Source organism: Streptomyces sp. NPDC006207 (assembly GCF_040613835.1).
Classification (GTDB): Bacteria; Actinomycetota; Actinomycetes; order Streptomycetales; family Streptomycetaceae; genus Actinacidiphila.
The window spans coordinates 1-26,637 of sequence record NZ_JBEXSX010000098.1 but is presented as its reverse complement, the minus strand read 5'-3'; the positions used below and the strand labels follow the sequence as shown (position 1 = coordinate 26,637).

The following is a 26,637-nucleotide window of genomic DNA, read 5'->3' as shown; positions in this document are numbered from 1 at the left end:
CAGATACGACAAGCGCGGCTACGTCTACCTCGGCACCGCCACCGCAGCAGCACTCGCCATCTGGCTCCGCACATGATCGCCCGGACAAGTCCTAGTACTCCAGCCGTAGTTCGTGATCTCGATCGTGAGGGGCGCCGAGGAGGCAGCTGGCAGCGTCGATCATCTGGCCGAGACCGACCACCCCGTCGCGGGCGTTCGTTTCCTTCTCCGCCTACCCGAGTCCACCGAGACGGAGGGCGTTCCTTATCTCGCTGAGCTTCGCGGTCGTCGCCGGGGTCCACTCCTTCGCCTGCTCACCGAGACGGAGGGCGTTCTCAATCTCGCTGAGTTTCGCGGAGGACAGGGCGCCCGCCCGCTCGATCAGGTCGTCCCGGGACACGGTGGTCAGCCACGTGCAAGGGGTAAAGCCCGGACGCGGGAACGCGAACCGAAGCACGCCTTCAAAGGGCAGTCCTTCCACGGCGCCCACTGCCACTTCGACGCCCAGACCGGTGATGTCGACACCCGCCCGAGCGACGACCTGCATCACCCGGATCCCGGACGCGTCGTCTCCCGACAGCAGCACGACCGGCCGCCGCTCGTCGAACTCCACCCACCAGAGTTCGCCACGTTGCACATGTCCTCCTGACACAGGACGGCCGGACGCTGCGCGACCCCGACGCGCTGTGGAGACGGGTGCGGCCACCCGTTGATCATCGGTGTGTGAAGACAAACGATCACGCGGTGGCCGGAGGCCACAGCATAGACCCTGCCCGCTGGCAGGAGGCGTTCGAGGGCCTGATGAGCCGGATAGCGGGACGGTTCGCACGGGTCGAACCCCGGTTCCGGGTCCGGAAGTTGGTGCTCGGACTGCTGTCGGACCTGCCGCGCAAGAACTGCTGGACCATCGCCGAATGGGCCGGGGAGAGTACCCCGGACGGCATTCCGCTCACCTGCAACGAGATCCAGCGCCTGTTCATCACACTCGTTGTCCGACCCGTCCACGATGCCGCCCACCGGCTCGGTGGGTCCGACTGGCGGCGCCGCCACCAGGCCCGATCCCAGGCCAGCCACTACCGTCGACAAGCCACTCGGTGATTTCGAAGGTCATGGCACCTACTCGTAGAGATTCCCGGAAGGCAGTCCGGTCGGGCTGCCATAGGAGGCCGCGCAACCCGTACAGGCCGCTGCGGAAGAGGTCATGGTTTTGCGACGAGGATCGTTGAGGTTCAGCAGTCGGAGATCGCCGCGCGCCGCGCTCTGCCGCAGCCCGGCGACCACGCCTCCGCGCCGGTCACCCGGGGCGGCCGGATGACGGGGTGCAGCTCACTCCGGCGGCGGACAGGCGCCGGCGCCGCACCCATCGACCGGCCCCGGTCCGCGGGGGAGGCCGCCGTCACGGAGCCGTGATGTCCAACCCGGTGAGGTCGGCGGAACGGTTCCAGAGCCGACGGGCGAGGTCGGAATCGTCCGCCTGCGGGTTGGTGCGTCGAGCGGGCCTGCCGTTCTCGTAGTACGTACCGGAGTGCCAGTCCACGCCGGGAGTGGTCTCGGCGAGCCATACCAGCTGGCGGGCGCCCTTCTCGGGGCTGACCATGGCCAGCCGGCTGAGCGGATTGCTGTAGATGGGGCGCATGAAGCTCTTGCTGCCGGTGGCGAAGTTGGTGGCGACGGCTCCGGGATGGAAGGCGGCAGCGGACAGACCGTGGGACGCGTATCGGGCGTGCAGTTCCTTGGTGAAAAGAATGTTCTCCAGCTTGGCCGTGCCGTACGCCCGGTGCGCGGAGTAGCCGTGGTCGTGGTCGAGGTCGTCGATGTCGAGCTTTCCGAACAGACGAGCCCCCGCGCTGGATGTCTGGATGACCGATGCTTTGCCGGCCAGGAGCTTGTCCATGAGGAGATTGGTGAGCAGGAACGGCGCCAGATGATTGATCTGGAAGGTCTTCTCGAAGCCGTCGACGGTCTTTTCGCGATCGCCGAAGATTCCCCCGGCATTGTTCACCAGGACATCCACACGCGGGTATGCGGCGTCCAGGTCCGCGGCGAGTTTCCTGACGTCGGCCAAGCTGGTGAAGTCGGCGAGGAAGCGGTCCGCTCCGAGTTCGTCGGCGATCTTCGAGGTCTTCTCGGGTGAGCGGCCGACGATGACGACTCGGTGGCCGTCCCGGTGCAGCCGGCGGGCGCCCGCGGCTCCGATACCGTCGCTGGCTCCGGTGACAACGATGGTTTTCGGCATGGAAGGTCTCCGTTTCTCTGGCTGCATGCGTGGCGCATGTCCGTGAAGGTGTAACTTCTGATTGCCGCGGCGTGTGAACATCGACGTGTCGCAAGGGCGCGGTCGCGGGGTGACCAAGTGGTTGCTTCCGCTGCCGGCACAGCCGATGGGAAGGCGCATGTACCGATGGACTGCTGCGTCCGCACCGGCGCTGAGCGATTGGAGCGAGGCGTTCTCCGGTCTGCACGGGGCGAGCCGCATCACGGTCATGGACCGCGAGGCGCCATGGAGGGGACTCCTGGAAGCCCAGCAGTCCCGGACGTACGCCATCGCCTTGTGCAGCGGCGGCCAGGAGACGGTCGTCCGGGACGCCCGGCACATCGCCGCTGACCCCCGCGGCACCCACGAACTGCTCGTCCCCCTGGCCGGGACTGCCTGGGTGGAGCAAGGGACGTCCTCGGGGGAGCTCCAGCCGGGCCGTATGGCACTGTGCGACATGGACCGGCCGGTGACCTTCGCACACGACGACGACTTCCGGTCGATCGCGCTGATCGTGCCCGGGCATGAGGTCGCCCACCGCAACCCGGCCCTGGCCCGTGAGCCGCGGACCCTCAAGGGGACAAGCGGCCTGGGCCGGGTGATCCGCACGATGGTGGCCACGCTGCAGGAGGAGCGGGAACAGTTCTCGGAGGCGACCTTCGACGTCGCCTGCGAGCGGCTGCTCGACCTGGTGTGCCTCGCCGCGGAAGGCGCGACCGATTCGGCGCCGACGGGGCAGCGGGCCACAGTCGAGGCCGAGATCAGGCGCTACGTCCGCCGCCACGCGGGCGACGACGACCTCGACGTCGCCGACATCGCACGGGCGCTCGGCTGGTCGACCCGCTACATCCAGCAGGTGCTGCGTGCAGCCGGTACGACCCCGCGCGATCTCGTGCGCCGTGAACGGCTGCACCTGGCCCGGACCCGACTGACCGACGCGAGCTGGGCCGGGCATTCCATCGGGCAGATCGCTCACTCCTGTGGGTTCGGCAGCCATGCGTCGTTCAGTACCGCGTTTCGGCAGGAGTTCGGCATGGCGCCCCGTGATGCCAGACACGGCGTCTTCGCCCCTACGGCAGACCTGGGGTGAGCCTGTTTCCACCTCGGCGGGTCAGTCGCCCGGGGCGGTGAAGTAGCGGCGCGGATTGTCGACCAGCATGGTACTGAGCTGCTGCTCGGTGACGCCGGCCTGGCGGAGTGCGGGCAGGACGGTGTCGTGAAGATGGGTGTGGTGCCAGTCCGGCGCGATCTGTTCGCGCACGCCCGGCGGGAACCAGTCGATGTGGCACGACGCGTCGTGCGACAGCACCATGCGGTCCGCCAGACCTTCCCGTGCAAGCGCGGCGACGGTCGCAACCCGCTGGTCGCCCGGCAGCAGGATGTCGAGGCCGAAGCGGTCCATGCCGACGTACGAGCCGTTGTCGATCAGCTGGTGCAGGTAGCCCAGGTCGTCGGTGTCGCCGCTGTGGCCGATGACGACGGCGCCGAGGCCCACGCCCTCGCTCCGCAGGATTTCCTGGGCGACCAGGCCGGTGCGGGCGGTCGCGTTGGTGTGCACGGTGATCGGCGCGCCGGTGCGCAGGTGTGCCTGCGCCACCGCCCGCATCACCCGCTCCACGCCCGGGGTGAGCTCCTCCTCGATAGCGCACTTCAGGAAGGCGGCCCTGATCCCCGTCTCGGCGATGCCCTCGGTGAGCTCCCGGACGAACAGCTCGGTCATCCCCTCGGCGCCACCCAGTAGCGTTCCCGGGCCGTGGAAGCGGAAGAAGTGGGGGATGTCGCCCAGGGTGTAGATGCCCGTTGCGGCGATGATGTTGATGTCGACCTGCTCGTTCACGGCCGCGACCCGGGTGACGTCACGCCCCAGCCCGATCACGGTGGGGTCCACGAGCGTGGTGACGCCCGTGGCCGCCAGGGCCTTCAGCCGGTTGACCGCGTCGCCGACGCGCTCCGCCTCGTCCCAGGTCTCCGGGAGGTTCTGCCGGAACTCCTCACTCAGGACGAAGACATGCTCGTGCATCAGGACGGTCCCGAGGTCGCTGGCCGCCACAGGGCCGCGGACGGTGTGCACTTGGGAGGGCGGAGTCATGGAAGTCAGTCCTTCGGGCTCATGCTGTCGCACGATCGGCATCGGCTGGACGTGTGCGAGACGGGGTCGCGGTCGTGGTGGGTCCTAGCGGCCGCACCGCTGACCCGGGCACAGCCCGCCCGTCGGCACACCGTCCACTCTGGGGCATCCCGCCGGAGAGGTCTTTCGCGGCGGCGCACACTTCTTTCCCGTGGACGCACAGTCCGGACGGCCCGGGCGTAACGGCCCGGGCTGGGGCGGCGGCTCCTCGGTGCGGCGGCCCGGACCTCTTGGAGCGCCGCGACGATGGGTCCCGAACGGTCAGGAACGGCGGGACGCCGTCTCGTGGACCGGAGTCGTGCCGACGTTGATGAGAGTGGGGCGTTCGAATGGGGCGAGAAGGCCACCGGGATGATGTGGCGCATCAAGGAACTCGCCGACCCGTACGGCGTCCTCGCCCCCGACGTCGTCCTCACCCGCGACGACACCATCCATCTCAAGTCCTTCAAGTCGACCCCTGACATCGAGGACGTCGCGACCCACTGCATCGAGTGCGGGTACTGCGAGGCCGTCTGCCCCAGCCGGAACGTCACGACGACGCCCCGCCAGCGCATCGTGCTGCGCAGGGAGATGGCCCGGCAGGCGGAAGGGTCCCCGCTGCTGGCCCAGTTGCAGGCGGAGTACGAGTACGACGCCATCGAGACCTGCGCTGTCGACGGCACCTGCGCGCTCCCGTGCCCCGTCCACATCAACACCGGCGCGCTGAGCAAGGAATTCCGGCGGGACGAATCGACTGAGCAGCGCGATGAGGTCGCGCTGAAGATCGCCCAGCGATGGGCGACCGTGGAGGAGTTCGCCCGTACCGCCATGGGCGCCGCCGACATCGTGCAGCGAACCGTCGGTTCGAAGGCCCTCACGGCCGGCGCGCGGCTCGCCATCAGCAACGAACTCATGCCGGCCGTCCCGGGACCGATGCCGCGCGCCGCGGTGGGCAAGCCACCGCCGACATCCCGCCCGACCTTCGTGGTACTGGCAACTCACAGGTCACGAAGAGTGGTTACCAGGCCGCACAATTGGCTGAGGACGTGCATCAGTTGCTGGAGCAGCTGGGACTCAACAACGGCATCCAGGTGGTCAGCCACGATGTCGGCGTGTGGGTCGCCTACGCCTACGCGGCGCAGTGGCCGTCGGAGGTGCGCCGCATGGCCGTGATGGAAGCCCCCATCGCGGATGACAGCGCCTACGGCTTCCCCGTTCTGAACGTTGACCCGAAGAAGCCCTCGCCGTGGCACTGGGGCATGTTCCAGATGGCTCTCGCTGAACACCTCATCGCCGGTCACGAGCGTGTCTTCATCGAGGAAATGATCACCGCGTACCTGGTGGGCAACAAGTCATCGTTCACGCCGTCGGACTATGACTACTACGCCCACTTCCTGGAGGAGCCCGGACGCACGACGGCCTGGATGAGCGTATACCGTCGGCTCCGCGCGAACGTTCAGCAGAACAAGGATTTCTTGGCCCGGGGGAAACTGAAGATGCCCATCCTCGCCGTCGGCGCGCAGGATTCCTTCGGTGGAATGATCGTAGACCAATGGCGTGATTGCGCCGAGAACGTCGACGGACGAGTCCTGAAAAATTCGGGACACTTCGTGACCGAGGAGAAGCCACAGGAAGTGACAGCCATGCTGCAATCCTTCCTGCAGAATTAGGTTTCACAGGCAAAAAGCCTTTTCCAGCTTGTCGCCTGTCCTGGTCGGAGGGTTGCTCGGGGCCTGCGGAGACCGCCCTGGTCGGCGACGACATCCGCGCCGTTACACCTGGGCCCAACGGCCGCGATCCTTCCCGAGCCGGCACCTCCTAGGTGCGCCGGATGACCAGCACGGCCACGTCGTCGAGGTGGTCTACGGCGACCACGGCGTTGAGGATGAGATCTGCCGTCGCCTCGATGTCGAGCCGGTCGTGCAGGGCGCGGCCGGCCAGCGTTCCCGCTCGCTCCAGTCCGGCTTCCAGCGTCAGTCCCGGCCCTTCGACCAGGCCGTCGGTGACCATGACCAGCGCGGTGCCTTCTTCCAAGGTGAAGGTCTCCTCGGGGTAGTCGACATCGGGCAGGACTCCCAGGACGGGTCCTCCGGGAAGTGTGCGGATGCAGTGGCTGCCGTCGTCGCGTGCGTGGAGCAGCGGAACATGGCCTGCGCTGGTGCCGATGACCTGACCGTCACGCGGATCGACGTGCAGCATGGTGCAGCTGGCGAAGCGTGGTGCGCCCATCGTGGTGAGCAACTCGTTGGTGCGTGTCAGCACCGTTCCTGGCTCGGGCTCGTGGGCGGCGATCGCACGCATGGACGAGCGCACCTGTCCCATGAAAACCGCGGCATCGACGTCGTGCCCCTGGGCGTCGCCGATCTCGAGTGCGACCGCACCGTCGGGCAAGAAGAACGCGTCGTACCAGTCTCCGCCGATATCGAGCCCGTCCCGGCTGGGCAGATAGCGGACGGCGACCTCCAGGCCCGGGAGGTGCTCGGGCAGCGTGGGGAGCATGCTCTGCTGGACCGCCGTGGACAGCTCGACGTGGGCCTGCTGCAACCTGATGCGCCTCAGGGCCTGGCCTGCCAGATCGGCCATAGTGGTCATGAAGGCGAGCTTCTCCAGGGAAGGAGGGCGCTTGCTGTCGTACGTCACTGCCCAGGCCCCGAGTGGTCGGTCGCCCGGTGGGCTGAGGGGGGTGATCGACATGGCGACATCGGGGCCAGGCGGTGCCTGGGCCGTACTTGAATCACTCAGCCAACACCGCGCGAGCTCCTCCCGGCTGGCGATGAATTGCGGCTGACCGGTACGGATCGCACAGGGCAACGGCCGGTCCTCATCCAGCGACAGACCGAGCAGGGCATCGGTCTGCCATGTGGGGATCCCGGCATCCGAGGAGACCCGCAGGCGCCCGTCGTCGACGAGCGCGAAGAGGGCGCCGAAACCGCCGTAAGCCGCGGCGAGCCGAGTCAGGACCACCTGCTGCAACTCCTGCTCGGTGGCGGCGGTGAACAGGGCGGAGGAGAACGCGGCGATCTCATCGGCGCGCCGCCGCTCAGCACTCACCGCAGCCAGCATGTCCTTTCGGTGCGCCTCCACGGTGGACTCGTCGCGGATCACCCCGAAGACCCGTTCGGGACCGCCGTATCCCAGCGTGATCCGGCGGGCTTGGCTGGCCAGCATGCGCCAGCCGTCATGCTCGGTATGGAACCGCGACCTGATCCACGGGGACTGGGCGACGGACGAGCGCACGAGCCGCTGCACGTCCTTTCGGTCATCGGGGTGCACTCGCCGGATCACCATGGGCAGGGACATGGACGCCTGCGGGAAGAGCGTGGCCAGAGCGGGCTCGCCACCCAGCCACTCGATCTGGTGCTCATCGGGTGAACACATGTATAGGCCAAGGCCGGCGGCCTTGGCTGCAAGGTCAAACGGGATCAGCAGGGCGCCCAGGTCATGTCGCGCGTCCAACGAGTGCACCCACACAAGCCGCTTGCCATCTGCGGGGTCCGTCACCGGCCGCGCCTCGACCAGGCAGACCACAGACGCTTCGCCCGTCCCAGGGAATTCCAGCACCCGCATTGCGAGCCGCTTCGTCGTCGCCCCGTGCGCCAGCAGGCTCCGGGCCGAGATCCGCTGGTCTTCGGAGAGCAGGTCACTGAAGCCGCGACCCACGCACTGTTCCTCTGGCCTGCCAAGCGCTGAGGCCATTGCGGTGTTGAGGCGGCGGATGACACCGTCCAGGGCCAAAAGAGCCGACGGTGTGGCCCTCTGCAGGAGTTCGTCCGAGGCGTCCATCTGCCGCTCCCTGACCATCATCGAGTGATATCACCCCGATAGGTGTAATAATCCTATCTGTCGCCGCAGGGCAGGTCGCGTCCGCTGGGAGCCGGGCGCGAAGCCGGTCGGTAGCCCAGCCGACAGATGGTCTACCTGTGAGGAGATTGCCGCCGGGGTGGAATTCGTGAACGGCCCTTGGGGCGTCGTCGAGAGCGGCATGACCGCGGTCTGCGTGCCCGCCATGGCCGGCGGCTCGGTAGAGCGGCCTCTGCGTGCCATCGATGGGGTGTCCGGTGCCGCTCCGCGCAGGATCCGGAGGGGTGACCCCTCCTCGGGGTGCAGCCGTCCTTCGCGGGTCGCAGCTGCGCCGACGGGATGCCGACTCGTACTCAGACTGGACTGCTTCGTCCACTTCGCTTAGGCTGAATCGCGCTGCGCGACAGCCAGGGTGGGCGGTCTCTACAGCAACTCGTCCAGAGGCTGAACCTCCTCACGGCAGCCGCCGATCGACTTCTGGCAACTTTCCCACTATGGGGCTTTCGCGATGGGCTGGAGGGCTGAGATGTCTGACGGTCTTTTTTCAGACGTGGAATCGTCTGTGGTGGTGAGCGACAACGAGAGGGAGTATCGCTACGAGATCTCCGTAGCGGGTGAGACGGTCGGTCACATGGGCTATCGATCGAACGGCAATCGACGCGTGTTGATGCACACTGTCATCTATCACGCATTCCGCGGGCAAGGTCTCTCCAACGTTCTCATCAAGAGCACCCTGGACTTCTTGCACATCCACGGAAACACCATTTCAAATTATTGTCCAGTCGTCGACAGGTTCATACGCAAGAATCCCGAATACCTCAGCCTGGTCGACGCGAAACATTCGGGCACCTGGGTCTCGCCTTCATCGGGCTGACCAGCCGGCCGGCCGTCAACTGCCCGCCTGCGTGGCAAAGCATCGAGCCGAGGATCCGGCTCAGTCCACGAGGTAGGAGCGGACGTAGCTCAACGCCATCTGCATGGAGACGCGCATCGGCTCGACGTCCTGGGCGGTCTGGGCCAGCAAATAGCCACCCTGCAAGGCGGCCATGACAGCGGTGGCGAGCTGCTCCGGGTCTGCTTCTTGGCGGAGCGAGCCGTTTTCCTGCATGCGCTTCAAGCCTGCCGAGATGAGCTGCTGCCAGTCAGCGAACGTCTCGGCAAGCTTGCTCCTCGACGTCGGGTCCTGCGCCGCCCGCGCGCTGACGAGCGAGCCCAACGCGCACCCGTAGGCACCGTTCTGCAAAGAGTTGAGATGGATGACCTTGTCGCTCCATCGCTCCAGCGCGCGAAGGGAATTCATCCGCTCCAGCATTTGGCGATCACGGTTCAGGACTTGACCGGCCCGCAGTTCGATGACGCTGTGGACAAGCTGGTCTTTGTCCGCGAAGTGGCGATACAGCTGAGATTTGCTCGTCCCGCTCGTCGCTCGTACGTCGTCGAGTGAGACCGCGTTGACGCCCCTCACGTAGAAAAGGTCGGCAGCGGCCTGAATGATGCGGTCACGGGTGACAGCCCCACGCGAGGTCAGGCGCCGCTCTTGCCTAGGAGCATCATCTACGGACATGTGCCCGATATTACTACGAGCGATCACCGGGTCCGCGGAAGAGTCTGAGAGTGCTGCCGACCCACGCTGGGGGGTACCGGTCGGCTGCTCCGTGCCCACCGGGGCGTCGAGCGCATGAGGTGCGGCCTTCGCAGGTGCGCGTGACTTTCGTGACTTGCCTGTCACATGGACCACCCCTGCCTCTCACTGGATGCGAACCGTGGGAACGCTCGAATGTGGGCCTCACTTCCCCTCGCGATGACTTCTGGGCAGCAGCCCGCGCCGGCACGCATCAGGTTCCCGTGAGCGCGGTCAGAACCCCGACGATGGCGACATTCGCAGGCACGTCACTAGATGGACTGCATGGTCCTCTCGCTTGCGTCATAAGGGAAGAGGGCGGTGGGCTCCACGTCTTATGGAGCTGATAACCGGCGATTATCGGTGGCGTTCCGGGCGGAGTGGCAACTCTGGTTGCAGTGGTCGAGGGGCTGCGCAGTCCAACCGGCGGCTGTTGCTCCGCACCAACACGACTCTGTTCCGTGGTCGATGGTAGCGCTGTGTGATCACTGGCGAAGGGTGCGGATGCGGAGCGCAGGGCGGACCCGGCTCAACATGGAAGGCCGCCGCACGCCCGTCGCCGGCATTCTCCGCTCGGAGGCCAGCCGATACGCACGATCGCTCCCGCAGGCACCACCTGAAAGAGGAGCATCACTGATGCGCGCAGCACTCATGCACGGCGCTGGCGACCCCAGCACCGGCCTCGACGGCGTCCCGACCGGCTACCAGGGCATGGCGGACCGCAGGAGCCTGAAGGTGCTCATCAAACCCTGACCCCGGACACGCGTGGGGTATGGCGCAGTCCCCGTCCCACCTGCTGCGAGTCGAGCAGCGCAAGATTCCGCGTCGGCCCCGGTGACCAGCCGCCCGCTCATCGCCGCCAGGGCGCTTTGGTGGCCGGCCGCGGAGACCGGTGACGCGTAGAGGCGATCCGTCGGCTGCCAGCGGCACCGTCCGTATGGGCGGCGGGTCGGTCTCCAGGGCTGTCCTTCGTCGCCATCGTCCCGGAGACCCGGCTGCAGGCGTCAGCGGGGCTGACCCGGTCTCCTTGGAACGGGACCATCTCGACCAGTCATCGACTTGAGCATGCTGTTAGAGTTCAGATCGGACCAATGTTGTGGACCTTTTAGTTCACTTTCCTTTGTGGATGGGCGTGCGTGGCGCGCGGACGGCGACGGGATACAGGGAGTACCCGATGAAGGCGATTGTGGTGACCGATCAGGCCGCGGGTGGGACGGCCGGAATGAGGCTGGTGGAGCGCCCCACGCCCGAGGCGGCAGGGAACGATGTGCTTGTTGAGGTTCATGCGTCCGGATTCACCCCAGGGGAGCTGACGTGGCCTTCGAACTGGACGGACCGCCTGGGCCGCGACCGCACACCATCGATCCCCGGTCATGAGCTCGCCGGAGTGGTCAGTGCCCTCGGCTATGGCACGACGGGGCTGTCCGTGGGACAGCGAGTCTTCGGCCTCACGGACTGGACCCGCGACGGCACGCTGGCGGAGTATGCGGCCGTCGAAGCACGTAACCTCGCGCCGCTGCCCGGCGATGTTGGCTTCACGGTGGGCGCGAGCCTGCCGATCTCGGGCCTGACGGCGTGGCAGGGCCTGTTCGAGCTTGGGCGTCTTCAGCCGGGGCAGAGCGTCCTCGTGCACGGTGCGGCCGGCGGAGTCGGATCGATGGTCACGCAACTAGCGCGCGAGGCGGGTGCTTACGTCATCGGCACCGGACGTGCCGCCGATCGTCAGACGGTGCTCGACTTCGGCGCGACGGAGTTCGTCGACCTGGACAACGACACACTCGAAGACGTCGGCGCAGTTGATCTGGTCTTCGACGTCATCGGTGGCGACGTAGGGAAGCGATCCGCGAGCCTGGTTCGAGCCGGAGGAACGCTGGTGACCATCGCCGGCCCGCCGGAGGCGCGACCTGCGGACGGCCTGGCCATCGACTTCGTTGTCGAGCCTGATCGCCTCCAGCTGCGTGAGGTGGTCCAGCGGGTGCGGGACGGACGGCTGCGTACGGTCATCAGCAACGTCGCGACCCTCGATGATGCCGTCGCGGCCTTCAATCCGACCGAGCGGGTCAGGGGAAAGACCATCATCCGCGTCCGCTGAAGGCTCATCAACCCTCCAAGAGGACGATCTAGTCCATTAGGTGATCGACAGGCCCCGTCATCCAGGCGGAGCCAGCACAGATACAGGAACAGCGATGGCCAAGGTGCTGTGGACTGACGTGAGCGGCTCGATCCGAGTCCTCAAGGACGAAGACAACAGGTTCTACGAGGTTCAAGAGAACGGCAACTATGCAGGGCTGCTCGCCTACGAGCGCAAGGGCGGCCAGTACAGCCTGACGCACACGTACGTCCAGGAGGGTTACCGCGGCCGCGGCCTGGGGACCGCGTTGATCCACGAGGCGCTGTCCGACCTGGTGAGGGAACACGCGGCAGTCACCAGCCGGTGCCCCGTCGTGGATCGCTTCATCGAGAAGCACCCGCAGTTCCGCGAGATCCTCGATCCCGGGTCGCAGGCCGTCGACGATGCCCGCAACTGAGGCGCCCGCCCGCGGCGGAACGAGATGCGGCGGCGCAAGCCTGGCTGCCGAGCAGGCGGTGACGTCGGCGAGCGGTGGGCCGAGGGAGGCCGCCGGCAAGCCGGTGTCGGTGAGGAAGTCACCCATGGCCGGCAAGGCAGGAGATGGGACCGGGTGCCGCATGGCTTCGATGGCCGGCGCCAGCGGTACGCCCCGGACTGCGCCCTCACGCGTCGCCATCGATTCCACATCTCTCAGAAGGGGCAGAGAATGGCGATCACCAGCGGAGCCATAGCGCGTGTTCGCATGATCCAGGCCGCTGCAGACCTCTTTTACGTCAAGGGTGTCCACTCGGTGACCCTGGATGACGTGCGAGCGGTGAGCAGGACCAGCAAGTCCCAGTTCTACCGTCATTTTCCGGACAAGGACGAGCTTGTACGCAGTGTGATCGAGTTGCGTGCCCAGCAGATCCTCGATCGCGACCGACAGCACTTGGCACGGATGAGCTCCTTCCAGGCCCTGGAACACTGGAACGAATCGATCATCCGCCTCAACTCTCTCCAGGACGGAGCCTACGGGTGCGCTCTGGGTGCACTCGTCGGATCCCGCGCGCCTCACGATCCCGCGGCCCGACACCTGCTCGCTGAGAAGTTCGGCGAATGGCAGGAGCTGATCACGGCAGGCCTGCGCCGGATGCAGGAGAACGGCTCGCTCAAGGAGGAGGCCGATCCTGAAAAGCTCGCTGTGTCCGTGATGGCCGCACTGCAGGGAAGCTACTTGCTCGCCCAGATGACACGCGACGTCGAACCGATGCGCATCGCCATGGATATGGCGCTAGCCCACGTGAAGACGTACACCGTGGGCTGACACGCGGTGCACCAGGCAGTACGAGAGCTGCTCGGCCTGGACGTGCGGGCTTGCTGCCCGTGCACGCCACAGGTCGTGACCAGTACGGACGGCACACGCGCCGTCCGGTCCTCCCCCCCTCTCTCCGCAAGAAGGCCTTGCGGTTTCTCGCAACATGGACTGATTACTCCCTTGGGGTGGAGTGCAAAACGAGCAGTGCCGCCACAACCGGGGGGCGGCGCCGACCGGGCAACCACCCGGCAGACCGCAAAGGAGCGATGACATGAGCGACAACGAAGAGCCCTACGACATGGTCGTTTTCGGGGCCGGCAGCGCCGGGTATGCAGCCGCATTGCGCGGAGCCCAACTCGGGCTCAGCGTCGCCCTGGTCGAACGCCACAAGCTCGGGGGCACATGCCTCCACAACGGCTGCATCCCGACCAAAGCCATGCTGCACGCGGCAGAACTGGCCGATCAGGCCCGCCGGGCGCGCGACGTGGGGGTGCGCTCGTCCTTTCAAGGCATCGACATGGACGCCCTGCACGCCTACAAGAACAGCGTCGTCTCAAGCCTCTGCAATGGGCTCACCGGTCTTGTCGACGCACGCGGCATCACCTATGTGGAAGGAGAGGGCCGACTGTCATCGGCGACCTCCGTCGATGTCGGAGGCCGCCGACTCACGGGCCGCCACGTCGTACTCGCCACCGGGTCCGTTCCAAGAACCCTGCCCGGACTGGAGATCGACGGACGGCGAGTGATCTCGTCGGACCACGCTCTCACCCTCGACCACGTCCCCAAGTCCGTGATCGTGCTCGGCGGCGGAGTGATCGGCGTCGAGTTCGCCTCCGCGTGGTCGTCGTTCGGAGCCCAGGTCACCGTTGTCGAGGCCCTGCCACACCTCGTCCCGACGGAGGACGAGACCGTCTCCAGCCGGTTGGAGACGGAGTTCCTCAAGCGGGGTATCTCCCTCCACATCGGTGTCCCCTTCGTCGGCAGCGAGTACACACGGGACGGCATCCGCGTCCGTCTGGCGGACGGCAAAGCGCTGGAAGCCGACCTCCTGCTCGTGGCCGTCGGACGAGGCCCTGTTTCCCAAGGCCTGGGTTTCGAGGAGGCCGGCGTCGTCATGGACAAGGGGCACGTGCTGGTTGACGAGTACATGCGCACCAGCGTCCCCACCATCTCCGCCATCGGAGACCTGGTCCCCACCCCGCAGCTTGCACACGTCGGCTTCGCTGAGGGCATCCTCGTCGCCGAACGAGTGGCCAAGAAGGCTGCTGTGCCGATCGACTACGACGGCGTCCCGCGCGTCACGTTCTCCCGCCCTGAGATCGCGTCGGTCGGCCTGACGGAGGCCAAGGCCAAGCAGGCGTACGGGGCCGAGAACGTCGACTTCGTCGTCTACGACCTCGCGACCAACGCCCGTAGCCGCACGTTGAGAACGGAAGGGCACGTCAAGGTGGTCCGGAGGAAGGGCGGGGCAGTCGTCGGTGTGCACATGATCGGCGACCGGATCAGTGAGCAGATCGGGGAAGCCCAGCTCATCTACAACTGGGAAGCGCGTCCTCAGGACGTCGCCGGCCTCGTCCACGCCTACCCGACACAGGGTGAGGCGCTCGGTGAGGCGGCTCTCGCGCTCACAGGCAAACCGCTGCACTCGCACGTCTGACCCTGCGAAAGTGCTGCCCGGCGACCGCGATGCGCAACAGTCGTGGTCCCAGTACTGCACAGGGTCCGGGCCGACCGCAGGCCGCCAGACCGTGCCGTCCACGGTCGCCACCTCTACGAAGAGCTACATGGTCCATACTCCACGACGCTGCTCTCGGGCGAGATGCCTTTGAGCTGCATATTTCTTGGTCCGTGATCGGCAATCCTAGAACTAAGAGGACTTGACAGTCCCGTTTCGTCTTTGCGAAGCTTGAGGAAAGTGCAAGGCCCGGGCGCCGAAGGGGCCGCGGCGCGCGAGAGGCGTCTGTCTCCGCATCCGGACCGCGACGGCTGCATTCCATGGCGAACGCGAGGCATTCCCCTTTGCGGTGGTCTCCCTGACGGCCTCGTTCGCCGCGTCGACCAGCACGTGATCGACAGACCGCAACCGTGCGCGCCGGCACGGCGTACACGGCACCGAAACAACAGCCCACCTGCAGCGACGCCGCAACACGCAGGGAAGGAACAAGAAAGTGAACGACACCAACACCAAGCAGTCCATCGAAGATCTTGCGATCCTCGAGCAGCTCAACAACGACTACGTCCACTCCGACCAGTTCAACGACGTCCAGCGTTTCAGCGAGCTGCTCGCCGAGGACTTCGTCGTGCAGACTCCGGGTGTCACGCGCAACCGTGCCGAGTTCCTCGAATACATCGCCGAGCCGCGGCCCTTCAAGGATCTCGCTGTGCACGACGTCAAGGTCCGCATCCTCAGTGACGTTGCCCTGGTCCACGGCCGCGCCACCTACACCATGCTCGCCGACGGAGCGGCTCAGGAAGCCCTGTACACGGACACGTACCAGAAGCGTGAGGGTGGCTGGGTCTGCGTCTCGGCCTGTGCGATCGCCCCGGGCACCTGACCCGACCACCCGGTCGAGGCTGCTGGTCGCGCTCCAGGTGGGGGCCATGCGGGCAGGCACGTCACGACACGGCAATGGGCCGAGACGACGCGACCTCACTCCAGCGCTCACGCACGTCGGCACAGGTTGCGAACACCACCAGTGGAATCGGCGCCGGTGTGGCCGCCAACGCAGGCCACGCCGACGCTGTCCGTGTGCGAACAGTCCACGACCCCGTCATCCTCTCCCGCACACCCGGCCGCAGCAGACGAATAGCGCCCGAGGACTTCGGTCGGGTCGGGACCCGACTCACCGACTCATGGAAAGGCACTGCTCGATGCAGGACGTGGCACCAGTGATCAACCTGACCCGCCGGGGCAGATCGCTCCACCTGGCTTTCTCCTCTGCAGTGGTCTCCCTGGTGGCCTCGTTTGCCGCGTCGGCCGCACCGATCCCCTTGTTCAACACCTACCGGGCCGAGGACGGGTTCACCAACGCCGGCATCTCACTGGCCGTCGTCAGCAACTCCGTCGGCACCATCGCCGGACTGCTGGTGCTGGGACGACTGTCCGGTCATCTGGGCCGACGGCCCACCGCGATCGCCAGTCTCGGCCTGCTCCTGCTGGGCTGTCTGCTCCTGCTGAACGTGCACGACATCGTGACCCTGCTGTCCGGCCGGCTCCTGATGGGTGTGGGTACAGGGGTGGCCAGTAGCAGCCTCACCTCCTACATCGTCGACGCCGCACCCACCAGACCGGAATGGTTGGCCTCCGTCGCCTCCAGCCAGGGGCCCATGCTCGGCCTCACCCTCGGCGCCATCGCTTCCGGCGCCCTGGTCCAGTTCGGCCCCTGGCCACGCCACCTCATCTACCTGGTCTGCGCCGGATTCCTCGTACTGTCTGCCGCACTCATCGTCATCAGTCCGGAAACCGCGAAGCCGACGCCGGGCGCTCGGCAATCACTGCTACCCCGGGTCCGCATACCGGTCCGAGTCAGGCATCTGCTGCCTGTCGCCGCCGCGGTGTTCCTCGCGACCTGGGCGACCGGGGCCTTCTACCAGGCCTTCGTGCCCGCACTGGTCGCAGATCAGTTCCACACCCACAGCCCGCTCATCCTCGGCCTGTTGTTCGCCTTTTACATGGCCCCGAGCGTTCTCGGCGCTCCCATCGGCGGCCGGTTCACCTCCGCGGCGGCCCAGCGAATCGGCATGGTCATCTTCCTGGCCGGATGGATCGGCATCATCACAGCGATCGCCGTAGGCACACTGGCGTTGTTCATCGCCGCGACCATCATCGCCGGCACCGGTCAAGGCATCGCCATCAGCTCCGCCACCCGCGGCCTGCTGCACGGCAGCACCCTCGCCGACCGGGCACCGATCTTCAGCGCCATCTACCTCCTCTGCTACAGCGGAGCCGCCTTCCCCAGCCTCATCTCCGGCCAGCTCTCGAACGCCTTCTCACTACCGCAGATCGCCCTCGGATACGCCGTACTCGCCATCGTCGCCACCTTCTTCAACGTCCTCGCTGCACGCGACCCGCACACCGACATGACCGGGATCAGCCGTCGTGGTGGGTGATCACGACGAACCTCGCCGCCATCCCGGCGTCACCCGGTCATGAGCAGGCAATGAGGTGGGCTCGCCGCATGACTGCGAGGGCAACCGGGAACTTGCCACCGGAAATGCGGTTTCCCACCCCTACGGGCGGTAGCGCGCCTACGCGTTGGGTGCCATGCCCCCATCGAGCGAAGCCTGTACGGTTCGTGGTCCCGACGCGATCACGGCCCGCCAGGGTCGACGTACCGGGCCGGATCCTGACAAGGTCAGGACCGGTATTCACGGCGCAGGGGAGCACAAGTGGCAGAGGTGACCAAGGGCAAGGCGCGCGGGAAGGAGGGCTCGGAAGGCATTCCTTCGGACGTTGCGCGCGATGCGCGGGTCCGGAACCACCGGCCCGGCGGCGCCGAACAGGGCCCGGAGGTGGCGCAGTTCGGCCTGGTCGCCAGAGAACCCTGATGGCTGCCGGCCGCCTGAGGCTCTTCGCCTCCCGTGTCCGTCAGCCGCTCACCAGTCCCTGGACGGTGGACGCGGGGCTGATGCTGCTCGTGCAGGCAGCCGAGACCATCCCGTTCGTCGTGCCGCGCGCGCCGTCACTGCCGCCCGCCACCTGGGCGTCGTACGGCCTCACGACGCTCGGCGTGCTGCCCCTGCTATGGCGGCGCCGGGCACCGGTGACCGCGCTCGCCGCGGTCCTTGCCGCGCAGGTGCTCTACCGGTTCACGCTCGACGGACCGGGGCAGCCCCTGCCGTACAACGCGCTGGTGGCGCTCTACACGGTCGCCGAGCTGACCCCGGCCAGGTGGCGCATCCCCGTGGCTGCGGGAACGCTTGCGCTGATCTTCCCTTCGGTGGCGCTCAACTCCGGTGAGGCCAGGGAACTGCTGTTCTCGTTGTTCCTCTTCGGCGCGGCGTACGGGTTCGGCCGCCTCACGCACACCCGGAAGGCCTACACGGCCGCTCTGGAGGACCGGGCGACTCAGCTGGAGCGGGCGAACCGCATCGAGGTGGAGCAGGCGGCAGCGGCCGAACGGGCGCGGATCGCGCGGGAGATGCATGACATCCTCTCGCACGCGGTGAGCTTGATGGTGGTGCAGGCGGAGGCCGGCCCCGTCACGGTCCGTACGGCGCCGGAGCGTGCCGAGGCGGCGTTCGAGGCCATCTCCGAGACGGGGCGGGACGCGATGACGCAGCTCCGCAGGATGCTGGGGGTGCTCAGGCAGGACACGCAGGCCCCGGAGCCAGCGTCCCGCAAACCCCTGCCCGCTCTGGCCGATCTTCCGCTGCTCGTGGAGCAGGTGGCCTCGGGCGGCCTCGCCGTGGAGTACGTGACCGTGGGTTTTCCGGGGTCCCTGCCACCGGCCACGGAAGCGACCGTCTACCGGATCGTGCAGGAGTCGCTGACCAACGTGGTCAGACATGCCTCCGCGGAATCCGCGACGGTGTGCGTGGAGCTGGGCGCCGAGTCCGTGGAGATCACGGTCACCGACGACGGCAGGGGGGCCGCTGTCGGCACCGGCGGCAGGCCGGGTGGGGGCACGGGGCACGGGCTGATCGGGCTGCGGGAGCGGGCCGCGGCGTACGGCGGGACCGTCCAGACGGGCCCGGGCCCGGACGGCACGGGGTTCCGGGTGAGAGTGCGGTTTCCGCTGGCTGATGTCTTCATGGAGGTGGACGGGTGACCATTCGGGTGGTGGTGGCCGACGACCAGGAGCTCGTACGCAGCGGCTTCGCCATGATCCTCGACGCCCAGCCCGGCATCGAGGTGGTCGCGGAGGCGGCTGACGGGGCCGAGGCGGCGGAGGCCGTGCGGCTCCACGGCGCGGACGTGGCGCTCCTGGACGTCAGGATGCCGGGCACGGACGGGATCGAGGCGTGTCGCGCCATCAGTGCGGCAACCGACTGCCGAACGATCATGCTCACCACCTTCGACTCCGACGAGTACGTGTACGAGGCGCTGCATGCGGGAGCGAGCGGCTTCCTCCTCAAGGACGTCAGGCGCGACGATCTGGTCCACGCGGTGCGGGTGGTGGCCGAGGGCGATTCCCTGCTCGCCCCCACGGTGGCGCGCCGGCTGGTCGAGGAGTACAGGAGCCGGCCCCGGCCGGCCAGGGCGCCTGCGTCGGACCGGCTCGACGCGCTGACCGCACGCGAGCGCGAGACCCTGCTGCACCTCGCCCGGGGACTGTCCAACGCCGAGATCGCGGCCGCGCTGACGGTCAGCGAGCACACCGTGAAGACCCATGTCGGCAACGTGCTGGCGAAGCTCGGACTCAGGGACCGCATCCAGGCGGTCATCTGCGCGTACGAGACCGGACTGGTGACTGCGGGGGGACCGGCCGGCGCCGGTCTCCCGGTGCGTGATCCCTCTCCCGGAGGAGGCGGGCCCGCCGGCTCCGCCGCGGGGGCGAGTCGACGTCCGCACCAAGACCGCTCGCCCGGGCGATCCGCTCGGGGGCTGTGATCAACAGGATGGCAGGCAACGGTTCGCGCCGTTTCCCGTCGTCAGGAGATCACAAGATGAATGCCCGTGCCCGTACCGCCCTGCCCGCTCTCCTCGCCCTGACTGCCGTGGCCTTCCCGGCGGCCCAGGCGGCTGTGGCCACTCCGCCCCCGTCGCCGTCCTCGTGTACTTCCGCCGCGCACACGGGCGGGCTCGACACCGAGGCGTTGTGCACGGCGCTCGGCTCCCTGCCCGACTCCGACACCACCGCCGCGCTCGTACGCGTCGGCGGCACGGACGGTACGTGGCGCGGCAGCGCGGGCGTGCACGACCTGGACAGCGGACGCCCAGCCGATCCGCAAGGCCGTTTCCGGGCCGGCTCGGTGACCAAAGTGTTCACGGCAGCGGTGGTCCTGCAGCTCGCCGCCGCGCGGGAGGTGGACCTGAGCGCGCCCGCACGCCGCTACCTGCCGGAACTAATCCCCGCGGCGTACAGGCACGTCACCGTGCGGCAGCTGCTCAACCACACGAGCGGCATCCCGGCGGCCGACATGCCGGGCGACACCCTCGAGGAGGCCTACGCCCACCGGTTCGATCTCTACTCGCCCGAGGACATGGTGGAGAACGCGACCGCGAAGCCGACCGAGTTCGCGCCCGGCACCCAGCAGCACTACCTCAACATCAACTACACCGTGCTCGGTCTGCTGATCGAGAGGATCACCGGACGTGCCTACGAAGAGGAGGTCGGCCGGCGCATTCTGAGGCCGCTGCGGCTTCAGAACACCTTCTACCCCGGCACCGACCCGCGCATCGAAGGACCCCACAACCACGGCTACCAGGCCTTTCCGCGCCCCGACGGCTCGACCGAGCTCCGCGACGTGACGGTGTGGGGCCAGACGCAGGGCTACGCGGCGGGCGACATCATCTCCACCACCGCCGACTTGGAACGGTTCCAACGGGCGCTGTTCACAGGTCGTGTGGTGCCTCGGCCGCAGCTGGAGGAGATGTTCACCCTGCCCGAGGCGCCGGTGCGTGAGTACGGCTCGGGCGCCCCGGCCTCCTACAGCGCAGGGCTGTCCAAGATCAATCTCGGCGACCGCGAGGTGTGGGGCAAGACGGGCAGCCGGTACGGCTACACCAGCGTCATCGCCGCCACCCGCGACCTGTCCCGCACGATGGTGATGAACGTCGGTGCCACGGACGCGAAGGGCGAGGACATGAACTCCACCGAACTGGCCTTGATAGTGGCTGCGTTCGGGGCTCCGTCCGCCTGAGCCCGGTGGCGCTCCGCGCCCCGGAGTCATCGCGATCGTGCCTGCGCAGGACACCCGGGCATACCCTGCCTCGACGGTCATCACCTACGGGGCCGGCCCGTGCCAGGTCCTCGACCTGGCACGGGCCGCGGTAGCGTCCGGAGGCGGCCGGGCGGCCGTCTGCTTCCCACCATTGGACGCCCGCCACGTGCGCGCCCACGCCCTGCCGGGAACGCTGTCGCGGTCGGTCGGCCTCGGCGCGACGCTGCCACACGCCCTCACCGCCCCGGCCGGCCACCGGCCTGCGGACCGCGCATCACGGTCCTGGCCCGCGGCCGCATCCAAGCCGCACGATCGACTCCGCCACGACCCTGTACCTCAGCGGTGCACCGGGCCTCCGCCGCGGCGCCTCTGCTCGAAGCGACGATGTCGTCCGACCGGTGCTCCCAGCGGACGTCTACCTGGCGGCAGGTGCGGGGCACACGACGAACCGGCCCCATCACGCCTTCTAGCGGCGTGTCGGGGCCGGTTCCGGTTCGGGTCGCCGCCACCCCTACGGGCGGGTGCCGGCGTCAGCTACGGGGTCAGCGGTGGCACTCGTGATGGGCGGGGCGCCAGACGCGGGTCCACTTGCCGGGGTGCCAGCGGTGGTGCCGGTCCCGGAACCCCGGGTGCCACTGCCGTGCCCAGTGGCCCGCCACCTTCGCGCAGTGGTGCGACGCTTTCGGCGGCCGGTGGTCCTGCGGGGCGGCCGACGCGGTGCCGACCGTGCCGACGAGCGCGCCCGCGGCCAGGGCCACCGTTGCCGCGCCCAGGGCCGCGGCCCTCTTCAACCCGTTGATCATGTTCAGGCCTTTCCGTACGAACGGGGGCTGACGGCCCCGGGACTGCCCGGACCGTTCGGCCGGGCATGCGCTGATCCTCGCCCTCCGGCGTCGCCAAAACACCGCAGAACACTGCTTCTCACGAAATGCAATTCAATTTCTCATCGGGCTTAAATAGTCATATATTCGCGTAGTTATTCGTGTGTTGCCGCCCCGGACATGCAGCGCTGCTCCCGGGTCACGGCGCAGGTGCCCCACCTTGATGCGATCGGTCGGCGTCGAGAACCACACGAACCGGGCTTCGGAGTCCCAGCTGTCCAGCGTCTGACAGTGCGGGCGTGCCGAACTGCTGCTTGCCGAGCAGCGCGGAGATTACGGAATCGCTCGTCAACGATCTCCAGGGAGGGCGGCTCAACGGCGGCCGCGCGCAACACCGTGCGCCACTATGCGATCATGCATCGGCCCCTCGCTCCAGGGGTGAGACCCGGCCGCTCGCCGAGCACTACGTGAGGGAATCGCCATGAGGCGAACGATCGCTACTGGTGTCGCCCTCGTGGCGATCGCAGGCGCTGGTGGGTGTACCGAAACCGCCACGTACACCGAAGGCAAGGCAGCGCCGTCGGTGCCGGCTCGGACCATGGGTCCGAGGGCTTGCGTCAACGGAACGTACCAGTGGTTCAACGTCGAGCGGCCTGTTCGGCTCTCCGCCCTCTCCGAGGTGGAGACCTTCGGCAAGGGCGGCGGCACGTTCACGAAGGCACCCAAGTACTGGGTCTCGTGGCCCGAGACATCCGTATTGGCGAGCGGTCCAGCCTTGCCGTCGCGTGACGTGCTGTTTTCCCTTGCGCAATTGGTAGGCGAGGCCCAGGAGGATGACACTTCCGCCGACATGCCTTTCACCGAGGTCGGCAGAAGACCGGGCGATCCCAATCTGAGCCGGGCCGTCTCGACGCCCGGGGCAGGCCGATTTGTGTTGTACAACGAGACACACGTCGTCGAGGCGGACTTCCGGTACACGTGCCCAGGCACGAAAACCGTGACCATCGGGCATGCGAAGAGCTGGACGGCGGAGGCTTCGGGCACCCTTGAGTGCGGCACCCGGACCGGTCCCGGCAGCGAAGCCGACCTGGCCGTTGCACGAGAAGCCGCCCGACTTTCATGCGGCCCCAAGTCGATCGCCGCGCAGGGCACGCCGACCTCCGGGCAGTGACTACCTGCGGCCCGTTCGATTCCGCCGAGGTTGTACGTGCAGTTGGAGTCACGCGTGCGTGGGCTCACCCGATGAGGGGCGGGCCCCGTGCGGCAGGTCACGCAGGTGATCTCCCAACCCACGAAGCGGGCCAGGCAACTGTCCACAGGTGGCGACCTTTGGTTGGCCCCGGTGAGGTGGTCTCACCTGTGAAGGCCCCGGCGACAAGCGCCGTCACGGCGGGTTGGCCGCTGCCCGGCAGGCCCCGGTGGCGGCGCCGCCCGGTACGCCGGCCCCGGTCAGGCCGCTCACACAGCCCTTCAGGTCACCGTGTACCCCCAGGGTGCACGCCGTTGTGACGGCGTCGGAAACCTCGACGCCCGTTTGCCGGACCATGTTCGTGCAGGACGGGATGTCCGCGTGGGCGGCGGGGACGGTGAAAGCCGCGCCGCCGAGTGCGACGGTCAGACCGGTGAGGACACTGGCGATTCGGATCGACGTGCGCATGGGAGGCACCTGCTCTCCGGGGCCGGTCGGGAACTCAAGGCGCCGAGCAGCGGACACGACCGGTGCATGACCGTGGAAGCGGGCCTCGCAGCGGTCGGCTCGGCAGACCACCCCTTTTTCCGACACTAGAGCAGCACGCCACCGTGCGCACTCCGGCTCGGCGCCGCTGGCATCCTCTGGCCACGTGGTCCCTCCGCAGACCACTCGTCTTCACCCTGCGAACCAACCCTGCCGCACAGGATCAGCGATCGTCTCTTCAGAGATGCATCAACGCATCCACCCCAGGCAACCAGGGGCTCAGGCACAATTGGAGTCGTGCCGACACCTCCTGACCCCGCTGCCCTGTACCCCGACGTCGCGGCCTGTGGCAGCCTTGCCGCAGCGCTCCGGACCGCGGCGGAAGGTCGCCTCGACGCCGTTCCCGTCCGGTCCTCGGACCTGGTCCATGCGGTTGTGCCCAGCACCTTGCCGCATCGCGAACCGCTGAAGATCAGTGCTTGGTCGTACGAACGAGTCTGGTCGATCCGGGGCACGGAACCGTTCCAGAGCCTGGCCCTCATCGACGGTAGGACAGACGACCTGGCAGAAATCGCCAGTGCCGCCCTGGCGTGGCACGACGGGGCGTCCCTGAACGACATCCGCCGAGCGGCACCCTTCGTGCATGTGACCGGACGATTTGAGGTGCCGGACCACGATCCCGCACGGCTGACGGAATCCGAGTGGCAGAGCCTGCGCCTGGAGGCGGCCGAAATGGAGTACGACTGGCACGAGACGTACCAGGCCCTGATCGAGGCCGCGTACGCCGAGCCGGTCCTGCGCGCCCTCTACCCGTTCACCAGCCACTGGGCGCTGCGCTTCTCGACCACAACCCGCCCGCGCCTGACCGTCGTCGGACCGTACCTGGCCGCGAAAAGCGATGGCACGTACGGAGCGGGCGGGAACATCGCCAACGAGGACCTCGGCGTCTTCACCACGGCGAAGGAGGCTGTGGCACTGGCCGTGCACCATCTGCCTTCCGGCCTGGCGCCAGTCGCGCTGGGCGGATGAACCTAGCCGCGGTGCTGGAACGCGACCACCGTCTCATCCGCACCGCACAGGCGGCCCCTCGCCGACAAGGGCTTCGCGGGCCGGGAGTTCGAGGCGATGCTCACCGAGCGTTTCGACGTCCACCGGGTCCTACCCGACCGCAAGGACGAGTCCGCCGGCATGGACGACGTGCCCGTGTGCCGCCAGTGGATCGAGGCCGTCTCCGACCCCTTCAGGTCGGCTCAGTCCGGAACAACACGGTGGCAGAACCCTGGCCGGATTCTTCGCACGCACCGGGCAACGCCCCCTCGCCCCGCAGCCGGCATCCGGCACAACCGGAGTGGCGACGCCAAGAACCAACGATCCCTGACCGCCCACGACCACTGAGAACAGCGGACCCAGTCGTCTAGGCTGTCGCCGTGCTCCTGATCCACGACGGGGAAGCCGCCCCCGACGCGCCCGTCCTTCGTACCGGCGGAGTCCCGCTCGTCCCGGAGGGCTTCGTGTGGCCGACCTGCCGGAACTGTGCCGGGGCGCTGCAGTTCCTCGCGCACCTGCCCGTCGACGGCGGGGCGGTCGCCGTCTTCTTCTGCCAGAACGACCCGGGCATGTGCGACGACTGGGACGCCGCCGCGGGTGGCAACCGCGCCTACCTGTTCACCGGCCCGCTCGGTCCGGCCGCCGTCCCCGCCGAGGGCGAGACGCTGCTCGGCGCCGTCACCGCGCTGCGCCCGCAGCCCGTCGACGTCGCCACGACGGCGCCCGTCCTCGGACGGCTGGGCGGCGAGCCGGACTGGCTGCAGAACGACGAGACGCCGTCCTGCCCTTCCTGCGCCGCGCCCATGGCGTTCGTGGCGGAACTGGAGGAAGGCCACGACCACGCCACCTCCGCGAACTTCGGTGGTGGTGGCCTGGGTTACACCTTCGTCTGCCGGCCCTGCGAGCGGGCCGCGTTCCTCTGGCAGCGCTGACCGCGTCCCCGCCGCCACTCTAGGCATCCTCGTGTGCCTCTCGTGGTGACCGTCCCGGCCCGTGGAGTTCGTAACGCGATCTTGAGTGTTGGGAGGGGTGTCAGGAGCCCGTGCGCCGTGGTCTCGGATGCGGGCGTGTTTCGTCGGTCTTGCCGAGCCAGCGGCGATGCAGATCGCGCCAACGCCCCGGGGGACCGCGCCCGGGGGCCGCCCGGAATGGGAGGGGCACGCTGCCATCCGCGCGATGTCGGAAGGTGCGCAGAGGTGCCGTGGCGTGCATGGATGAGGCTTTGACAATTGCCGCAGGCACCAATGCGAACGCAGAGATTTCTGCTGGTCATCGCCGTGTTTTTACGGCAGTTGAGGCATCAATCATGCGCCATTAGGCCATAAGTGGACACCGCACGCATCGCTCGATACGGTCGAAACACAGGCGCCACAATTGCAGCTGTAATCCAATTACGCACGCGAGGAAGTTGGCGTCGCAAGCCGGAAGCCACCGGCCCTCATGGTGCCCAGCGCATCGCGGTGTGGATACCGCTCCCGGGATGTGTCCTGGCCAGGTTCAGGCGCCATGCGCACGTAATGTCTCGAAGAAAGAGGATAGCTATGCGCGCGAAGCGAAGCATCGCGATCATGGCGAGCCCCGTCGCCGCGGCAGCACTGGCGTTCTCGCCCGCGCTGATGACGCAGGCGGCGGCCGACACCACAAACATCTCGGCAACGACTACCTCGCGAGCCGCGCACCTTCCTGCGGACGATGCCTCCGAGGGCAAGACGAAGGGTGCGAAGGACGGCAAGCGCGACGGACTCAACTTCAAGTGCGACTACCGGCACTCGTACGCTCCGGCAAAGGCCACGGAGGACTACAAGGACGCGTACGACCTGGCATACCGCTCCAGCTACGACAACTACTGTCGTGGTGAGGCGGCTCCCAATACGCCTGCAGGCGCCAACGACGCCTCCGAGGGCAAGACGAAGGGTGCGAAGGACGGCAAGCGCGACGCCCTCACCCTCAAGTGCGACTACCGGCACTCGTACGCTCCGGCAAAGGCCACGGAAGACTACAAGGACGCGTACGACCTCGCATACCGCACCAGCTACGACAACTACTGCTAGGACTTGTCCGCCCGATCATGTGACTACTCGCCGTCCAGGTCGTTGATGTGGACATGGGGCGGGGTGATCTGACAGACGCAGAGTGGGAA

At 67.7% G+C, this 26,637-nt stretch carries 24 protein-coding genes and 4 pseudogenes; 21 read left to right on the top strand and 7 right to left on the bottom strand.

Annotated features, from left to right (window positions below):
• Positions 1-211: 211 nt before the first annotated feature.
• Positions 212-616 (bottom strand): type II toxin-antitoxin system PemK/MazF family toxin, encoded by a 405-nt coding sequence (locus ABZ312_RS42390; protein ID WP_500326208.1) that lies wholly within the window; start codon positions 614-616, stop codon positions 212-214.
• A gap of 164 nt (positions 617-780) precedes the next feature.
• On the opposite strand from ABZ312_RS42390, the pseudogene ABZ312_RS42385 reads away from it, so the two are divergent.
• Both ABZ312_RS42385 and ABZ312_RS42380 read left to right on the top strand, forming a co-directional pair.
• Positions 781-924 (top strand): annotated as a pseudogene (locus tag ABZ312_RS42385) (IS701 family transposase); the annotation flags it as partial.
• A pseudogene (locus ABZ312_RS42380) lies at positions 919-1,077 on the top strand (IS701 family transposase); the annotation flags it as partial. The pseudogenes ABZ312_RS42385 and ABZ312_RS42380, both read left to right, overlap by 6 nt.
• 298 nt (positions 1,078-1,375) lie before the next feature.
• Here ABZ312_RS42380 and ABZ312_RS42375 read toward each other — a convergent pair.
• The gene (locus tag ABZ312_RS42375; protein WP_500440015.1) at positions 1,376-2,215 is read right to left on the bottom strand and encodes an SDR family NAD(P)-dependent oxidoreductase; all 840 of its coding nucleotides are present in this window, start codon (positions 2,213-2,215) and stop codon (positions 1,376-1,378) included.
• A 157-nt stretch (positions 2,216-2,372) separates the two neighbouring features.
• Between ABZ312_RS42375 and ABZ312_RS42370 the strand changes: the two genes are divergently transcribed.
• The gene (locus tag ABZ312_RS42370; protein WP_500326205.1) at positions 2,373-3,323 is read left to right on the top strand and encodes an AraC family transcriptional regulator; all 951 of its coding nucleotides are present in this window, start codon (positions 2,373-2,375) and stop codon (positions 3,321-3,323) included.
• A 21-nt stretch (positions 3,324-3,344) separates the two neighbouring features.
• On the opposite strand, the gene ABZ312_RS42365 is transcribed toward ABZ312_RS42370, so the two are convergent.
• Positions 3,345-4,322 (bottom strand): phosphotriesterase family protein, encoded by a 978-nt coding sequence (locus ABZ312_RS42365; protein WP_500440014.1) that lies wholly within the window; start codon positions 4,320-4,322, stop codon positions 3,345-3,347.
• Between the two features lie 285 nt (positions 4,323-4,607).
• Here ABZ312_RS42365 and ABZ312_RS42360 point away from each other — a divergent pair.
• Together ABZ312_RS42360 and ABZ312_RS42355 are read left to right on the top strand one after the other, a co-directional pair.
• Positions 4,608-5,042: pseudogene (locus tag ABZ312_RS42360) on the top strand (4Fe-4S dicluster domain-containing protein); the annotation flags it as partial.
• A 92-nt stretch (positions 5,043-5,134) separates the two neighbouring features.
• Complete coding sequence (locus ABZ312_RS42355; protein ID WP_500440013.1) at positions 5,135-6,010, top strand: alpha/beta fold hydrolase; 876 nt, start codon at positions 5,135-5,137, stop codon at positions 6,008-6,010.
• A 148-nt stretch (positions 6,011-6,158) separates the two neighbouring features.
• Here the strand turns inward: ABZ312_RS42355 and ABZ312_RS42350 are convergent, their stop codons facing one another.
• Positions 6,159-8,123, bottom strand: coding sequence for a SpoIIE family protein phosphatase (locus tag ABZ312_RS42350; protein WP_500440012.1), 1,965 nt, complete (start codon positions 8,121-8,123; stop codon positions 6,159-6,161).
• Positions 8,124-8,709: 586 nt separating this feature from the next.
• Here ABZ312_RS42350 and ABZ312_RS42345 point away from each other — a divergent pair.
• Positions 8,710-9,015 (top strand): GNAT family N-acetyltransferase, encoded by a 306-nt coding sequence (locus tag ABZ312_RS42345; RefSeq protein WP_500440011.1) that lies wholly within the window; start codon positions 8,710-8,712, stop codon positions 9,013-9,015.
• Positions 9,016-9,075: 60 nt separating this feature from the next.
• Here ABZ312_RS42345 and ABZ312_RS42340 read toward each other — a convergent pair whose 3' ends face one another.
• Positions 9,076-9,705 (bottom strand): TetR/AcrR family transcriptional regulator, encoded by a 630-nt coding sequence (locus tag ABZ312_RS42340; protein ID WP_500326192.1) that lies wholly within the window; start codon positions 9,703-9,705, stop codon positions 9,076-9,078.
• Positions 9,706-10,936: 1,231 nt separating this feature from the next.
• Here ABZ312_RS42340 and ABZ312_RS42335 point away from each other — a divergent pair.
• The 10 genes from ABZ312_RS42335 (at position 10,937) to ABZ312_RS42290 (ending at position 20,933) form a co-directional block, all read left to right on the top strand.
• Positions 10,937-11,854, top strand: a complete 918-nt coding sequence (locus tag ABZ312_RS42335; RefSeq protein WP_500326190.1) for an NADP-dependent oxidoreductase — start codon at positions 10,937-10,939, stop codon at positions 11,852-11,854.
• Positions 11,855-11,948: 94 nt separating this feature from the next.
• Entirely contained in the window at positions 11,949-12,290 is a 342-nt protein-coding gene (locus tag ABZ312_RS42330) for a GNAT family N-acetyltransferase (protein ID WP_500326188.1), read from the top strand.
• A gap of 249 nt (positions 12,291-12,539) precedes the next feature.
• Positions 12,540-13,136, top strand: a complete 597-nt coding sequence (locus ABZ312_RS42325) for a TetR/AcrR family transcriptional regulator (RefSeq protein ID WP_500356485.1) — start codon at positions 12,540-12,542, stop codon at positions 13,134-13,136.
• Positions 13,137-13,398: 262 nt separating this feature from the next.
• On the top strand, positions 13,399-14,784 hold the full coding sequence (lpdA, locus tag ABZ312_RS42320; protein ID WP_500356484.1) for a dihydrolipoyl dehydrogenase: 1,386 nt from the start codon (positions 13,399-13,401) through the stop codon (positions 14,782-14,784).
• A gap of 511 nt (positions 14,785-15,295) precedes the next feature.
• Positions 15,296-15,682 (top strand): nuclear transport factor 2 family protein, encoded by a 387-nt coding sequence (locus ABZ312_RS42315; protein WP_500326184.1) that lies wholly within the window; start codon positions 15,296-15,298, stop codon positions 15,680-15,682.
• Positions 15,683-15,998: 316 nt separating this feature from the next.
• Positions 15,999-17,237, top strand: a complete 1,239-nt coding sequence (locus tag ABZ312_RS42310; protein WP_500440010.1) for an MFS transporter — start codon at positions 15,999-16,001, stop codon at positions 17,235-17,237.
• Between the two features lie 279 nt (positions 17,238-17,516).
• The gene (locus ABZ312_RS42305; protein WP_500440009.1) at positions 17,517-17,675 is read left to right on the top strand and encodes a hypothetical protein; all 159 of its coding nucleotides are present in this window, start codon (positions 17,517-17,519) and stop codon (positions 17,673-17,675) included.
• The gene (locus tag ABZ312_RS42300; protein ID WP_500440008.1) at positions 17,675-18,898 is read left to right on the top strand and encodes a sensor histidine kinase; all 1,224 of its coding nucleotides are present in this window, start codon (positions 17,675-17,677) and stop codon (positions 18,896-18,898) included. The genes ABZ312_RS42305 and ABZ312_RS42300 overlap by 1 nt, the downstream gene beginning before the upstream one ends.
• Positions 18,895-19,680, top strand: a complete 786-nt coding sequence (locus ABZ312_RS42295; protein ID WP_500326177.1) for a response regulator — start codon at positions 18,895-18,897, stop codon at positions 19,678-19,680. Before ABZ312_RS42300 ends, ABZ312_RS42295 begins: the two co-directional genes overlap by 4 nt.
• Positions 19,681-19,736: 56 nt before the next feature.
• The gene (locus tag ABZ312_RS42290; RefSeq protein WP_500326175.1) at positions 19,737-20,933 is read left to right on the top strand and encodes a serine hydrolase domain-containing protein; all 1,197 of its coding nucleotides are present in this window, start codon (positions 19,737-19,739) and stop codon (positions 20,931-20,933) included.
• A 563-nt stretch (positions 20,934-21,496) separates the two neighbouring features.
• On the opposite strand, the gene ABZ312_RS42285 is transcribed toward ABZ312_RS42290, so the two are convergent.
• Entirely contained in the window at positions 21,497-21,757 is a 261-nt protein-coding gene (locus ABZ312_RS42285) for a hypothetical protein (protein WP_500326173.1), read from the bottom strand.
• A 499-nt stretch (positions 21,758-22,256) separates the two neighbouring features.
• On the opposite strand from ABZ312_RS42285, the gene ABZ312_RS42280 reads away from it, so the two are divergent.
• The gene (locus ABZ312_RS42280) at positions 22,257-22,946 is read left to right on the top strand and encodes a hypothetical protein (protein WP_500440007.1); all 690 of its coding nucleotides are present in this window, start codon (positions 22,257-22,259) and stop codon (positions 22,944-22,946) included.
• Positions 22,947-23,159: 213 nt separating this feature from the next.
• On the opposite strand, the gene ABZ312_RS42275 is transcribed toward ABZ312_RS42280, so the two are convergent.
• On the bottom strand, positions 23,160-23,432 hold the full coding sequence (locus tag ABZ312_RS42275) for a hypothetical protein (RefSeq protein ID WP_500440006.1): 273 nt from the start codon (positions 23,430-23,432) through the stop codon (positions 23,160-23,162).
• Positions 23,433-23,747: 315 nt separating this feature from the next.
• Here ABZ312_RS42275 and ABZ312_RS42270 point away from each other — a divergent pair, with 315 nt between their 5' ends.
• From ABZ312_RS42270 to ABZ312_RS42255, 4 genes and pseudogenes are all read left to right on the top strand, one after another.
• A complete protein-coding gene (locus ABZ312_RS42270; protein ID WP_500440005.1) occupies positions 23,748-24,479 on the top strand; it encodes a DUF6193 family natural product biosynthesis protein in 732 nt (243 codons plus the stop codon).
• A 2-nt stretch (positions 24,480-24,481) separates the two neighbouring features.
• Positions 24,482-24,845, top strand: a pseudogene (locus ABZ312_RS42265) (IS982 family transposase); the annotation flags it as partial.
• Between the two features lie 32 nt (positions 24,846-24,877).
• Positions 24,878-25,429 (top strand): hypothetical protein, encoded by a 552-nt coding sequence (locus tag ABZ312_RS42260; RefSeq protein WP_500326167.1) that lies wholly within the window; start codon positions 24,878-24,880, stop codon positions 25,427-25,429.
• Between the two features lie 609 nt (positions 25,430-26,038).
• A complete protein-coding gene (locus tag ABZ312_RS42255; RefSeq protein ID WP_500326165.1) occupies positions 26,039-26,548 on the top strand; it encodes a hypothetical protein in 510 nt (169 codons plus the stop codon).
• Positions 26,549-26,637: the final 89 nt, after the last annotated feature.